Source organism: Pantoea sp. GL120224-02, from assembly GCF_900215395.1.
Lineage (GTDB): Bacteria > Pseudomonadota > Gammaproteobacteria > Enterobacterales > Enterobacteriaceae > Pantoea > Pantoea communis.
Genome location: NZ_OBEC01000005.1, coordinates 262,454 through 275,054, shown reverse-complemented (window position 1 = coordinate 275,054; position 12,601 = coordinate 262,454). Strand labels below are relative to the sequence as shown.

The 12,601-nt window shown below is 55.7% G+C and carries 11 protein-coding genes and 1 riboswitch; of the genes, 9 read left to right on the top strand and 2 right to left on the bottom strand.

The window, feature by feature from the left end; all coding sequences use genetic code 11:
• Positions 1-216 precede the first annotated feature (216 nt).
• The 5 genes from leuL to leuD all read left to right on the top strand — a co-directional run bounded on the left by leuL (position 217) and on the right by leuD (position 5,075).
• Positions 217-300, top strand: coding sequence for a leu operon leader peptide (gene leuL, locus CRO33_RS24965; RefSeq protein ID WP_101749442.1), 84 nt, complete (start codon positions 217-219; stop codon positions 298-300).
• A 98-nt stretch (positions 301-398) separates the two neighbouring features.
• Positions 399-1,961 (top strand): 2-isopropylmalate synthase, encoded by a 1,563-nt coding sequence (gene leuA, locus CRO33_RS12345; protein WP_097118334.1) that lies wholly within the window; start codon positions 399-401, stop codon positions 1,959-1,961.
• Positions 1,962-1,963: 2 nt separating this feature from the next.
• A complete protein-coding gene (gene leuB / locus CRO33_RS12340; protein WP_097118333.1) occupies positions 1,964-3,055 on the top strand; it encodes a 3-isopropylmalate dehydrogenase in 1,092 nt (363 codons plus the stop codon).
• Between the two features lie 4 nt (positions 3,056-3,059).
• Positions 3,060-4,466 (top strand): 3-isopropylmalate dehydratase large subunit, encoded by a 1,407-nt coding sequence (gene leuC / locus CRO33_RS12335; protein WP_034826009.1) that lies wholly within the window; start codon positions 3,060-3,062, stop codon positions 4,464-4,466.
• A gap of 3 nt (positions 4,467-4,469) precedes the next feature.
• Positions 4,470-5,075, top strand: a complete 606-nt coding sequence (leuD, locus tag CRO33_RS12330) for a 3-isopropylmalate dehydratase small subunit (RefSeq protein WP_038649091.1) — start codon at positions 4,470-4,472, stop codon at positions 5,073-5,075.
• A gap of 83 nt (positions 5,076-5,158) precedes the next feature.
• Here leuD and CRO33_RS12325 read toward each other — a convergent pair whose 3' ends face one another.
• Positions 5,159-6,340, bottom strand: a complete 1,182-nt coding sequence (locus CRO33_RS12325; RefSeq protein WP_097118332.1) for an MFS transporter — start codon at positions 6,338-6,340, stop codon at positions 5,159-5,161.
• A 253-nt stretch (positions 6,341-6,593) separates the two neighbouring features.
• On the opposite strand from CRO33_RS12325, the gene sgrR reads away from it, so the two are divergent.
• From sgrR to thiQ, 4 genes are all read left to right on the top strand, one after another.
• Positions 6,594-8,255 carry an HTH-type transcriptional regulator SgrR gene (sgrR, locus tag CRO33_RS12315; protein WP_097118330.1) on the top strand — a complete coding sequence of 554 codons (1,662 nt, stop codon included), beginning with the start codon at positions 6,594-6,596 and terminating at the stop codon, positions 8,253-8,255.
• Between the two features lie 35 nt (positions 8,256-8,290).
• Positions 8,291-8,385: riboswitch (TPP riboswitch) on the top strand.
• 47 nt (positions 8,386-8,432) lie between these two features.
• Positions 8,433-9,419 carry a thiamine ABC transporter substrate binding subunit gene (gene thiB / locus CRO33_RS12310; RefSeq protein ID WP_097118329.1) on the top strand — a complete coding sequence of 329 codons (987 nt, stop codon included), beginning with the start codon at positions 8,433-8,435 and terminating at the stop codon, positions 9,417-9,419.
• Positions 9,419-11,005, top strand: coding sequence for a thiamine/thiamine pyrophosphate ABC transporter permease ThiP (thiP, locus tag CRO33_RS12305; protein ID WP_097118328.1), 1,587 nt, complete (start codon positions 9,419-9,421; stop codon positions 11,003-11,005). Before thiB ends, thiP begins: the two co-directional genes overlap by 1 nt.
• A complete protein-coding gene (thiQ, locus tag CRO33_RS12300; RefSeq protein WP_097118327.1) occupies positions 10,989-11,690 on the top strand; it encodes a thiamine ABC transporter ATP-binding protein ThiQ in 702 nt (233 codons plus the stop codon). Before thiP ends, thiQ begins: the two co-directional genes overlap by 17 nt.
• Here thiQ and CRO33_RS12295 read toward each other — a convergent pair.
• A complete protein-coding gene (locus tag CRO33_RS12295; protein WP_097118326.1) occupies positions 11,687-12,451 on the bottom strand; it encodes a DedA family protein in 765 nt (254 codons plus the stop codon). The two genes, thiQ and CRO33_RS12295, sit on opposite strands and share 4 nt — an antisense overlap.
• Positions 12,452-12,601 lie beyond the last annotated feature (150 nt).

The window sequence follows — 12,601 nt, the reverse complement described above, 5'->3', positions numbered from 1 at the left end:
AATTCAACAACTTAAAATTAATTCGTTTTTATAAAAAATTTTTAGGCTGTTTAAGCCATTATGCATGCAGCTAATTAATGCCAAAGCTCTGTATAGCGGGATATTCGCAGCAGATCGCCCTTAAAGGACAAAAGAAATACCCTTTCACTTAGGGTTGACTTCCCACAGTAATCCCAGTATCAATATGTGCAGCACAAAATTTACGAGGTTTGATTCATGTTCCATTCTTTCCGCCTACTCGGTCTACTACTAAACGCATTCAGTTTGCGCGGTAGACTTGTGGGTGGAATCAATCACTGATTCGAACCTGAAGAAGTTTAAAGAACCCGCGCCGATGCGCGGGTTTTTTTATGCTCGTTACACCGGCGAAGTTGAGTTAAAGCAAAAGGAAGATGACCATGAGCCAGCAAGTTATTATTTTCGATACCACTCTGCGCGACGGCGAGCAGGCATTACAGGCCAGCCTGAGTGTTAAAGAAAAACTGCAGATCGCCCTGGCGCTGGAGCGTATGGGCGTGGATGTAATGGAAGTCGGTTTCCCTATCTCTTCGCCTGGCGATTTCGAATCGGTGCAAACCATCGCGCGCTCGGTGAAAAACAGCCGCGTTGCTGCCCTGGCCCGCTGCGTGGATAAGGATATTGATGCCGCCTACGAGGCTTTGCGTGTGGCTGAAGCATTCCGCATTCATACTTTCCTCGCCACTTCGCCAATGCATATCGCCACCAAATTGCGCAGTACCTTGCCAGATGTGATTGACCGCGCAGTAGCCTCGATTAAACGTGCGCGCAACTACACCGATGACGTTGAGTTCTCTTGCGAAGACGGTGGCCGTACGCCGATCGACGATCTGTGCCGCGTAGTGGAAGCCGCGATCAACGCCGGCGCGACCACCATCAACATCCCGGATACGGTTGGTTACACCTTGCCGCACGAGTACGCCAACATCTTCAGCCAGTTGCGCGAACGCGTACCGAACATCGATAAAGCTATCTTGTCTGTTCACACCCATGATGATTTGGGCATGGCAACCGGCAATGCCGTAGCAGCGGTGTTAGCAGGTGCGCGTCAGGTTGAAGGCACCATCAATGGCCTGGGCGAACGTGCCGGTAACTGTGCGCTGGAAGAAGTGATTATGGCGATTAAAACCCGTCAGCAGATCATGAACCTGCGCACCAATATCCATCATCAGGAAATCTACCGCACCAGCCAGTTGATCAGCCAAATCTGCAACATGCCGATTCCAGCCAACAAAGCGATTGTGGGTACGGGTGCGTTTGCTCACTCCTCTGGTATTCACCAGGATGGCGTGTTGAAGAACCGCGAAAACTACGAAATCCTGACGCCAGAATCGATCGGCTTACACAAAATTCAGTTGAACCTGACTTCACGTTCAGGCCGTGCTGCGGTGAAACATCGCATGGAAGAGATGGGCTACAAAGATTCCGACTACAACGTCGATGCTCTGTACGATGCCTTCCTGAAGCTGGCCGACAAGAAAGGCCAGGTATTTGATTACGATTTGGAAGCGCTGGCGTTCATCAACAAACAGAATGAAGAGCCAGAATATTTCCAGCTGAACGAATTTAATGTACAGACCGGTTCCAGCGTCACTGCCACCGCGTCGGTGCAGTTGGGCTGTGGCGAAGAGACCAAAGCCGATGCCGCGACCGGTAACGGCCCGGTGGATGCCGTATATCAGGCCATCAACCGCATCACCGACTTTGAAGCAGAATTGGTGAACTACAAGTTGACCGCGAAAGGCCACGGCGAGAACGCGCTGGGCCAGGTTGATATCGTGGTGAACTACAACGGTCGTAAATTCCATGGCGTTGGCCTGGCGACCGATATCGTCGAATCTTCTGCTAAAGCGATGGTGAACGCCCTGAACAACATCTGGCGCGCCAAACAGGTAGAAAAAGAATTGCAGCGTAAATTTAAAGATCAGAAGGAAACGGTGTAACTATGACTCAGTCTTATCATATTGCGGTAATGCCAGGCGACGGAATCGGCCCGGAAGTGATGGCGCAGGCTATCAAGGTTCTCGACGCCATTCGCGGGCGCTTCGACATGCGTATCACCACCAGCGAATATGATGTTGGCGGTATCGCCATCGATCGTCACGGTGAACCGCTGCCGCCTGCCACCGTTGCCGGTGCAGAGCAAGCGAATGCGATTCTGTTCGGCTCTGTCGGTGGTCCAAAATGGGAACACCTGCCGCCAGCGGGCCAGCCTGAGCGTGGTGCACTGTTGCCACTGCGTAAGCACTTCAAGTTGTTCAGCAACCTGCGCCCCGCTTCCTTATATAAAGGCCTGGAAGCGTTTTGCCCACTGCGCAGCGACATCGCCGCACGCGGTTTCGACATCCTGTGCGTGCGTGAATTAACCGGCGGCATCTACTTTGGTCAGCCGAAAGGGCGCGAAGGTAGCGGTCCACATGAGCGTGCATTTGATACCGAGGTGTATCACCGTTTCGAGATCGAGCGTATTGCACGCAACGCCTTTGAAGCCGCACGCAAGCGTCGTAACAAAGTGACGTCAGTGGATAAAGCCAACGTGCTGCAGACCTCAGTGATGTGGCGTGAAATCGTTAATGAAGTGGCAAAAGATTACCCGGATGTGCAGTTGAGCCACATGTACATCGATAATGCCACCATGCAGTTGATTAAAGATCCATCACAGTTTGACGTGCTGCTCTGTTCTAACCTGTTCGGTGACATCCTGTCAGACGAATGCGCGATGATCACCGGTTCCATGGGCATGTTGCCTTCTGCCAGCATGAATGAAGAAGGTTTCGGTCTGTATGAGCCTGCGGGCGGTTCTGCGCCCGATATCGCCGGTCAGAACATTGCCAACCCAATTGCTCAGATTCTCTCGTTGTCTCTGCTGTTGCGCTTCAGCCTGAATGCCGCTGAAGCTGCAGACAGTATCGAGCGTGCGGTCAGCCGTGCGCTGGAAGCGGGCCATCGTACCCGCGATTTAGCCGGTAACGGCCCAGCTGTGAGCACAGATGAAATGGGCAGCATCATTGCCGGTTTCATCGCTGAGGAAAAATAATAAAATGAAAAGCTTATACCAGAAGTTATTTGATGCACATGTCGTCCACGAAGCACCAAACGAAACCCCGTTACTGTACATCGATCGCCATCTGATCCATGAAGTGACGTCACCGCAGGCCTTCGATGGCCTGCGCGCTCACGGCCGCAAAGTGCGCCAGCCGTCGAAGACGTTCGCCACCATGGACCACAACGTTTCTACCCAGACCAAAGACATTAACGCGTCGGGTGAGATGGCGCGTATTCAGATGCAAGAGCTGATCAAGAACTGTGCTGAATTCGGCATTCAGCTGTATGACCTGAATCACCCGTTCCAGGGCATCGTGCACGTGATCGGGCCTGAACAAGGGATGACGCTGCCAGGCATGACCATCGTCTGCGGTGATTCCCACACCGCGACCCACGGCGCATTCGGTTCGCTGGCATTCGGTATCGGCACCTCCGAAGTTGAGCATGTGTTTGCCACGCAGACCCTGAAGCAGGGCCGTGCCAAAACCATGAAGATTGAAGTGCTGGGCGAAGCGGCCCCGGGTATTACGGCGAAAGATATCGTGTTGGCGATTATTGGTAAAACCGGCAGCGCCGGCGGTACCGGCCACGTGGTGGAATTCTGTGGCCCGGCGATTGAAGCGCTGAGCATGGAAGGCCGCATGACGTTGTGTAACATGGCGATTGAGATGGGTGCCAAAGCGGGCCTGGTCGCGCCGGATGACACCACTTTCGCTTACCTGAAAGACAAGCAGTTCGCACCTAAGGGCGAGCAGTGGGATGAAGCCGTCGCTTACTGGCGTACGATGAAGTCCGACAGCGATGCCAAATTCGACACCATTGTCACCCTGAACGCGGCCGATATCGCGCCGCAGGTCACCTGGGGCACCAACCCAGGCCAGGTGATGGCGGTGGATCAGGCGATCCCCAACCCGCAATCCTTTGCCGATCCGGTTGAGCGTGCTTCTGCCGAGAAAGCGTTGGCTTACATGGATTTGCAGCCGGGTATTAAACTGACTGAAGTCGCTATCGACAAAGTCTTTATCGGCTCTTGCACCAACTCACGAATTGAAGATTTGCGCGCTGCGGCAGCCATCGCTAAAGGCCGCAAAGTCGCACCTGGCGTTGTTGCCATGGTCGTCCCTGGCTCAGGCCCAGTGAAGGCGCAAGCCGAAGCAGAAGGTCTGGATAAGATTTTCCTCGAAGCCGGTTTTGAATGGCGTCTGCCGGGTTGCTCCATGTGTCTGGCGATGAACAATGACCGTCTGAACCCAGGCGAGCGTTGTGCCTCCACCAGTAACCGTAACTTTGAAGGTCGTCAGGGCCGTGGCGGTCGCACTCACTTAGTGAGCCCGGCGATGGCTGCAGCGGCGGCAGTAACCGGTCGTTTTGCCGACATTCGTGAATTGACTCAGGGAGCTTAAGCCATGGCGAACAAATTTACCCAACACACCGGAATTGTGGCGCCACTGGATGCGGCGAACGTCGATACCGATGCCATCATTCCAAAACAGTTCCTGCAGAAAGTGACGCGCACCGGTTTTGGCGCGCACCTGTTCCACGACTGGCGCTTCGAAGATGATGCGGGCACCGTGCCTACCCCAGGTTTCGTGCTGAACAAGCCGGAATTTAAAGGCACCAGCATCTTGCTGGCGCGTGAAAACTTTGGCTGCGGCTCATCACGTGAGCACGCCCCATGGGCCCTGACCGATTTCGGTTTCCACGTGGTGATTGCACCCAGCTTCGCGGATATTTTCTATGGCAACAGCTTTAACAACCAGCTGCTGCCGGTGAAGTTGAGCGATGAAGAAGTGGATGAGATGTTCAAACTGGTGGCCGCGCAGCCAGGCGTGACCTTTACCGTGGATCTGGAAGCCCAGACCGTCACGGCCGGTGATAAGTCTTACAGCTTTGAAATCGACAGCTTCCGCCGTCACTGCATGATTAACGGTCTCGACAGCATTGGTTTAACGCTGCAACACGAAGCGTCCATCTCCAACTACGAGACCACTCAGCCAGCATTCCTGCGTTAATGCCCTATTCGGTGCGTTTGAATGCGCACCGAATAGAGACGCACTGGATGTTTATAAAGTCGCCTTTGCGGGCGACTTTTTATTTATTGGGCATCACGCACGCGCGACGCCAGCCCCAACGCCACCACCGCCATCGCTAATGCCAGCCAGTACACCGATTCATGGCCAAAGCGCTCGCTCAGCGTGCCCTGTATCAATCCCGCGATAATCAGACCGGTCGATATCGAGGTGGTAAACATCGTGGTCGCTGCGCCCGCGCGTCCCGGCATCAAATCCTGAAACCACAGCATGCCAATTCCCGCGACGATGCCGATAAACGCCGCGTTGAACAGCTGAAGCACCATCAATGCCATGCGCGACTGGAACAACACCAGTCCGAGATAGAACAGGATCGCCGCCACCAGCGCTAACAGCACCAACTTGCGCTTACCAAAGCGCTTGGCGTAGTGTCCAGCCAGCAGCATGATGGGAATTTCCAATCCTGCGGCCGTCCCCATTAGTAAGCCCGCCAGTTTTTCCGGCAGCCCCAACGTGGAGCTGATATACAGCGGCATATCGATGATATACATGGTGTTGCACGCCCACATCACCACCGAGGCGATAAACAGCATTCGCACCTGGCTATCTTTCCACGGACTGAGCTGGGTCAGCACCTGCTCTGGCGTCGCGGCCACGCGCGGCACTGAAGGCAGAGTGCGCCAAATCAGCAGCATACTGAGCAGGAAAATCGCCGCCGCCACGCAGAACAGCGTCACGAAGCCATAGTTAAGCGCTAAGGCGAACGACAGCGGCGGGCCAATCACCCATGCCAGCGACAGTTGCGCACGCATCACCGAGCTGAACATCAACACTTCACGCGCCGACTGATCCGCATACTCGCGTGCCAGCGCAAAGATCTGCGGAATCGCCACGCTGGCCAGCGCTGACAGCAACACGCCCACACTGATCAACGTCAGGTAATGACGATTAAAGGCGAATAGCAGCGCATTCAGTACCGCCATCAGGCAGCAAAACAGGATCAGATTGCGACGATCGCCGCGATTGTCCGAACGTTTCGCCATCAGCAGGCTAATCACAATCCCGGCAATCGCGTTGATGGTAAAAAATAGCCCGACCCAAAACGGTCGCACCTGCACTTCGCGCGTCAAAAACAGACTCAGCGTGGGTGCCTGCAACGCACCGGCGACACCGGTCATAAACGACACCGCCATAAAAGAGAGATAAACCGGATTGATACGACGCTGGCGCGTTAACAGCGATTTCATGCAGAAATCCCTTTGCGGAGAAATGAGGCTAAGACAAAGAGGGTAGAAGATTTCACAGCAAAACGAAAAAAGCCAGCAGAGAAAACGCTGCTGGCGGTGAAATGCACCCTACTCAGAAAAGGCTCCACGTCGGTGGAACCGCTGGCAGAGCGCCATTCATTGCTGAATGCCTCCCGCTCTTCCATTGCCTTGCAGTATGCCTCTAATATGGGGCAGGAAAAACTGAGCGATTCTGAGAAGGAGTTCCCCTTTTATGTCCTCTGCGCGACTGCAACAGCAGTTCATCCGCCTGTGGCAAAGCTGCCAGGGGCTGGATCAGGAAACCACCTTAAGCGCTCTGGCTGAACGACTGCACTGCTCGCGGCGCCATATGCGTAACCTGCTGAATGCCATGCAGGATGCGGGCTGGCTGATTTGGCAGGCAGAAGCCGGGCGCGGTAAGCGTTCGACCCTGAGCTTCAATTACACCGGCTTAGCACTGCAGCAGCAGCGCGCCGAGGATCTACTGGAGCAGGACCGCATAGATCAGTTGGTGCAACTGGTGGGCGATAAGAATCAGGTGCGGCAGATGATTGCGGCGCATCTCGGGCGCAGTTTCCGCCAGGGCAAGCACATCCTGCGCGTGCTCTATTACCGTCCGCTGCCCAATCTGCTGCCGGGCTCGCCGCTGCGTCGTTCGGAAACCCATCTGGCGCGACAAATCTTTAACGGCCTGACGCGAATAAATGAGGAAAAGGGGGAAATCGAAGCGGATATCGCCCATCACTGGCAACAAACCTCCCCACTCCACTGGCGCTTCTTTTTACGACCCGCGATTCGCTTCCATCACGGACGTGAACTGGAGATGGAAGACATCATCGCTTCACTGGAACGTGTACGCAGTCAGCCGCTGTTCTCGCATATCGACAAACTGCACTCTCCCGCGCCCTGGACGCTGGATATTCATCTGTCACAGCCCGATAGCTGGTTGCCTTGGCTGCTGGCCAGCGTCAGCGCGATGATCCTGCCGCGCGAATGGCCGACGTTGCGCCATTTTGCCCGTCAACCCATCGGCACCGGTCCTTACAGCGTGGTACGCAATCAGCAGACGCAGCTGAAAATCGCCGCCTTTGATGACTATTTTGGCTATCGCGCGCTGATTGATGACGTGTCGATTTGGGTGCTGCCGGAAATCAGCGACGAGCTGGTGTATGCCGGCGTTAAGCTGCAGGGGGAAACCGCCGATGAGAAATCCGAAGAGAGCCGTCTGGAAGAAGGTTGCTATTTCCTGCTGTTCGACCAGCGCTCAGAGCGTGGTAAGGATGCCCATTTTCGACGCTGGGTGAGCTATCTGCTTAACCCGATTGCCCTGCTCAACCATGCGGGTGTGGGCTATCAGCGCTACTGGTTCCCTGCATACGGTTTCTTACCGCGCTGGCATCATCGCCGCGATCTCACCCCAGCCGAAAAGCCCGATGGACTCACGCAACTGACCATCAGCTGGTACAGCCATCATGTTGAGCATGAAGGGATTGCTAACGCCCTGCGCCCGCTGCTGGCTGAACAGGGCGTTGAGCTGATCACGCGCGAGCTGAGCTACGAAGAGTGGTTCGAAGGTGAAGGAGAGAGTGACATCTGGCTCGGCAGTGTGAACTTCACGCTGCCACTGGAGTACGCGCTGTTTGCCCAACTCTACGAGCTGCCGCTAATGCACCACTGCGTCCCGATTAACTGGCATGCCGATGCGGAGCAGTGGCGGCAAAAAAACTTATCCTTAGCCGATTGGAGTAAGCAGTTGGTGAACAGCGACTTTGTTCATCCGCTCTTCCATCACTGGTTACTGCTGGAAGGCCAGCGCAGTATGCGCGGTGTGCGGCTCAATACGCTCGGCTGGTTTGACTTCAAATCGGCCTGGTTTGCACCACCGGAGCTGTGACACTTTCGCGCTGTCACAGAAGTGTCTAAAATAAGCCGTTCTCAACGGGGTGCCCTGGTATTGGGCTGAGAGAAACCCGTCGAACCTGATCCGGCTCATACCGGCGTAGGGATTTGAGATGAGCGATAACTCAGATCCTTTGCGACTCAACTTTATCTTCTCCTCAAGGAGCGCAAAGTGTTAAACAAAGTCTTGCCCGTGTTGCTGTTGATCTCTGCCCCGGCGTTGGCTGTCAAGCCTGTTCTTACCGTTTACACCTACGACTCGTTCTCTGCAGATTGGGGCCCCGGCCCTGCCGTCAAAAAAGCCTTTGAAGCCGAGTGCGGCTGCGAACTGAACTATGTGGCGCTGGAAGATGGCGTGTCGCTGCTCAACCGCGTGCGGATGGAAGGCAAAAACAGCAAAGCCGATGTGGTGCTGGGCCTCGATAACAATCTCGTGCAAGCCGCCGAAAAAACCGGCCTGTTCGCGAAAAGCACCGTCGACACCAGTCAATTGCAACTGCCTGATAGCTGGCATAACGACACCTTCGTTCCGTTCGATTACGGCTACTTCGCCTTCGTCTACGATAAAAACAAGCTGAAGAACCCACCGAAGAGCCTGAAAGAACTGGTTGAAAGCCCGGAAAAGTGGCGTGTGATCTATGAAGATCCACGCACCAGCACACCGGGATTAGGCCTGCTGCTGTGGATGCAAAAAGTGTATGGCGATAAAGCACCTGACGCCTGGCAGAAGCTGGCACAGAAAACGGTCACCGTCACTAAGGGCTGGAGCGAAGCCTATGGCCTGTTCCTGAAAGGCGAAGGCGATCTGGTGCTGAGTTACACCACCTCTCCGGCATATCACATCATCGAAGAGAAGAAAGATAACTACGCCGCTGCGCCGTTTAGCGAAGGCCATTATCTGCAAGTGGAGGTGGCTGCACAGCTCGCTAGCAGCAAACAGCCCAAACTGGCGCAGCAGTTTATGCAATTTATGGTATCGCCAGCCTTCCAGCAGACCATTCCGACCGGCAACTGGATGTATCCGGTGATCAAAAGCGATCTGCCTGCCGGTTATCAGTCTCTGACCGTGCCGGCGAATGCGCTGCAATACAGCTCAGCCGAAGTGGCCGATCATCGCGCGGACTGGATTCGTACCTGGCAACAAGCCGTTAGCCGTTAATGCCAGCCTGGTTAATTCCTGGAAGTGCCGTTGCGCTGCTATTGTGCGCAGTGGCACTGCTGGCGTTTGGCGCCTTAGTGATGGCGGCGCCGGTCACTGACTGGCGCGCCCTGCTGTCAGACAATTATCTGCACCACGTCCTGGCCTTCTCGTTTGAGCAGGCGCTTTTATCTGCCCTGCTCTCGGTGCTGCCGTCGATTCTGCTGGCACGTGCGTTGTATCGTCGCCGCTTTCCGGGACGTAATCTGCTGCTGCGCCTGTGTGCCATGACGCTGGTATTGCCGGTTTTAGTGGCCGTATTTGGTTTGCTCAGTGTTTACGGTCGCAACGGCTGGCTGGCGTACCTCTGTAGCCTGCCTGGCATTGATTACACCTTCTCGCCCTATGGCTTGCAGGGCATTTTACTGGCACATGTGTTCTTCAATCTGCCCCTCGCCACCCGCATGCTGTTACAGGCGCTGGAAAGTATTCCCGGCGAGCAGCGTCAGTTAGCCGCCCAACTTGGTATGCGCGGCTGGAATCTGTTTCGTTTAGTCGAATGGCCATGGCTGCGGCGCCAGATTCTGCCCACCGCAGCCCTGATTTTTATGCTGTGCTTCGCCAGCTTTGCCACGGTACTGGCATTAGGCGGAGGACCGCGTGCCACCACGCTGGAACTGGCCATCTACCAGGCGCTGAGTTTTGATTACGATCCCAGCCGTGCGGCGCTACTGGCACTGTTACAACTCGGATGCTGTTTGCTGCTGGTGCTGCTCAGCCAACGTTTCAGTGTAGCCATCCCTACCGGCAGCCAAAATATTCGTCGCTGGCGTGATCCGCAGGATTGCTGGCATGCCCGGATCGGCGACACGCTACTGATTGTCTGTGCGCTACTGCTGTTGCTGCCGCCGCTCGCTGCGGTGATCGTTGATGGCTTGCGCGGTGGTGTTGCAGGTGCCCTGCAACAGCCCGCGTTATGGCAAGCGACCTTCACTTCACTGCGCATCGCCATCGACGCCGGATTGCTGTGCGTGGTGCTGACCATCATGTTGCTATGGAGCAGTCGCGAGCTGCGTCAGCGTCAGCGCAACGTTGCGGCACAGGCAATGGAGCTAAGCGGTATGCTGATCCTGGCGATGCCCGGCATCGTGCTGGCCAGCGGCTTTTTCCTGCTGTTCAACGCCACCATCGGCCTGCCGCAGCGCGCCGATGGCTTAGTGATTTTCACCAATGCGCTGATTGCCATCCCCTATGCGATGAAGGTACTGGAGAACCCGATGCGCGATATCAGCGCTCGCTACACCCCGCTCTGCGCATCACTGGGCATTGCTGGTATTAATCGCCTGAAACTGATTGAACTGCGCGCGCTGAAGCGGCCCATTGCACAAGCGCTGGCGTTTGCCTGCGTGCTGTCGATTGGTGATTTCGGCGTGGTGGCCCTGTTTGGCAGCGCCGATTTCCGTACGCTGCCGTTCTATCTGTTCCAGCAAATTGGTGCCTATCGCGGCGCAGACGGTGCCGTAACCGCACTGCTACTGTTATTGCTGTGCCTGTTGCTCTTTACTCTGATGGAAAAACTGCCGGGTCGTCATGCTGACACTGAATAATCTCACTTACCTTTACCAGCATCTGCCGATGCGCTTCCGTTTTGAAGCCCAGGCGGGTGAACGTCTGGCAATCCTTGGTCCCAGCGGCGCAGGCAAAAGCACCTTGCTCAGCTTGATCGGCGGGTTTCTGCCAGTGAGTCAGGGAACCCTGATAATGAATGGCGTCGATCACACGCGCAGCGTGCCGTCGGCGCGGCCGGTGTCGATGCTGTTTCAGGAGAACAACCTCTTCCCACACCTGACGGTGCAGCAAAATATGGGATTAGGCTTGCATCCAGGCTTGAAACTGACGTGGGAACAGCAGCAACTGCTGGCCGCCATCGCTGAGCAGACCGGATTAGCCGAGATGCTGAACCGCTTGCCAGCTGAGCTTTCCGGCGGTCAACGCCAGCGCGTGGCCTTAGCGCGCTGCCTGCTGCGCGATCGGCCGATCCTGCTGCTCGATGAGCCCTTCTCTGCGCTCGATCCGGCGCTTCGCGGTGAGATGCTGCAACTGGTGCGTACGGTGTGTGAAAGCCGCAATATCACGCTGCTGATGGTGTCGCACAGCCTGGAAGACGCCCAGCAAATTGCGCCGCGCAGTCTGGTGGTGGTCGATGGGCGGATTTACTGGGATGGCAGCACGGCGAGCTTGATCAGTGGAGAGAGTGAAGCGGCTACCATCCTTGGCGTGAAAAAGCCTTAAGCGAAGAACACCTTCCACAATAGCTGGCGGAAGATAGGCATCATCGGGTGATACTGAATGGCGATAAATGCCGCCACGCCGATAGCCGCCGCCAGCGGTGCCAGCCAGCGCAAACGCGCCTGCGGCAGATATTTCGTCGCCCAATCAGTGGTTTTGCCACTGCGCCACCAGCGCCACATCAGCCAGAATCCCATCCACACCAGCAAAGCCACCAGCAACAGCAGCCACTTAAAATGGCCGCCTTGCGAGGCCTGCGGCACATCAATCGCCACACCGGCGAGGATACCCGGCATCAGATAAGCCGGCGGCCAGAGAATACAGCCAATCAGATTAGGTGGCAGGAACTTGCGCACCGGCAGCTCCAGCATGCCCGCCGCCAGTGGAATCAACGGACGCGTCGGGCCGACGAAGCGCCCCACCAGAATGGTAAACATGCTGTGTTCATGCAGCGCGTGCTCAGTTTTATTCAGCAGGCCCTGATACTTTTTCAGATATTTCCAGCGGTGTAATGGCCCCTGAAACTTCCAGCCGATGCCATACGAGACCCAATCACCAATCAGGCAACCGGCAAAACCCGCCGCCCAGGCAGGATAAAGGCCAATCTGTCCGCTGCCCACCAGCGCCCCAAGGCTGGCCATTAATACGGTTCCTGGCAACAGCAATCCCACGAACGCCAGTGACTCAAGGAAGGTCACCAGCGCCACGGCCATCAGCGCGTACTCCAGCGATTGCGAAAACAGATGTTCAATCCAGGCTTCCATAACTATCCTCTGCGGAATATAGAGGCTGGATTGTCCGGAGCCAGCGCCAAACCGTCAAGGCAAGAATTGTAGGACGATGTTGACAGAGTACTGACAATGTCGCCACACACAGGCACTGTATAAACATCCATGGTATACTTCAGGCAATTC